The following is a 981-nucleotide window of genomic DNA, read 5'->3' on the forward strand; positions in this document are numbered from 1 at the left end:
CCTGGTGCAGCGTTTCATCAGCCAGCCGCCCCAGTTCGCGCCGGGCGCCCAGGAGGACACACAGGCCGCCGCGCCGGCGAAGAAGAACAGCGGCATGATCTGCAGCAGCCACGTCATCGCCTGGAACAGCACCGAGGTGGTGAGCAGGTTGTCCCAGATCAAGACGTGGTTGCGAATAATGCTGGCCGCCATCACGGTATGGCCGAGCACCACGCCGACCAGGGAGGTGATCCGGATGACGTCCAGGACGCGATCGCGATCGGCCGGCGTGCTCGCGGCCACCTCGGCGACGTCGGGAAACTTCACAAGAGTTGTCATGGAAGCGAAATAGCCCTTCTGCTGATGCGAATGCGTTGTGGTGGAGCGGGAGTCGTGCGATGAGAGAAGCATCGCCGACGGCGCGGGCGTGCGCCTGCGCGCTTCTACCCGTTGGGGCTGAGTAGTACTACTCAGTTCGGTGCATTGAGCGGGTCGTAGTCGGCGAGCAGCCGTTCGATGCGGGCCTCGTCGAGTCGTACCCGCACGGTGGCGGCCTCCTGCTGGTCGCGGATCACTTTGGCCAGGGTGAACGCGCTTGACACCAGGAATAGGAAGGTGACGCCGAGGAACAATCGTGGCCACGGGTCAAGCGGGAGGAAGTAGATCCCGCCGAGCGCGGCTACGAAGCTGATCGCGAACGCGACAGCGGCCTGAACGAAGAAGGCGGCGGTGGTTTTCGACATGCTGTTGGGAACGGTCATGCCAATAAGCCTGCGGCAGCGGACCGTTGGCGGGGATCCGTAAGACTACTCAGATTCGGCGGTGCGATCGCGGGGCCGCACCAGCAGCGCCGCCGCGGCGCCGGCGGCGCACACCCCGATCGCGGCCGCGACCACCGTAGCCACCTCGACCGAGGCGAGCTCGGAGTCCACCAGCGGTTTGACCACCGCCACCACGCCCAGCGCGGGCATCACCAGCCGGACCCACCAGGCCACCGCGCTG

Annotated in this window: 2 protein-coding genes and 1 pseudogene; all 3 read right to left on the reverse strand. The window is 66.3% G+C overall.

Going from position 1 to position 981, the window contains the following annotated elements; all coding sequences use genetic code 11:
• A partial coding sequence (locus tag A5708_RS21645; RefSeq protein WP_231117982.1) for an acyltransferase occupies positions 1-318 on the reverse strand: 318 nt, incomplete at its 3' end.
• Between the two features lie 131 nt (positions 319-449).
• Positions 450-740, reverse strand: a complete 291-nt coding sequence (locus A5708_RS21650; protein WP_065030589.1) for a YiaA/YiaB family inner membrane protein — start codon at positions 738-740, stop codon at positions 450-452.
• Positions 741-785: 45 nt separating this feature from the next.
• A pseudogene (locus tag A5708_RS27290) lies at positions 786-981 on the reverse strand (hypothetical protein); the annotation flags it as partial.

It is taken from the genome of Mycobacterium colombiense, from assembly GCF_001672755.1.
Classification (GTDB): Bacteria; Actinomycetota; Actinomycetes; order Mycobacteriales; family Mycobacteriaceae; genus Mycobacterium; species Mycobacterium colombiense_C.

Bases quoted from the DNA above. Each gene is read 5' to 3' on its own strand.
- A5708_RS21650 (WP_065030589.1), bottom strand. From the start codon at position 740: ATGACCGTTCCCAACAGCATGTCGAAAACCACCGCCGCCTTCTTCGTT.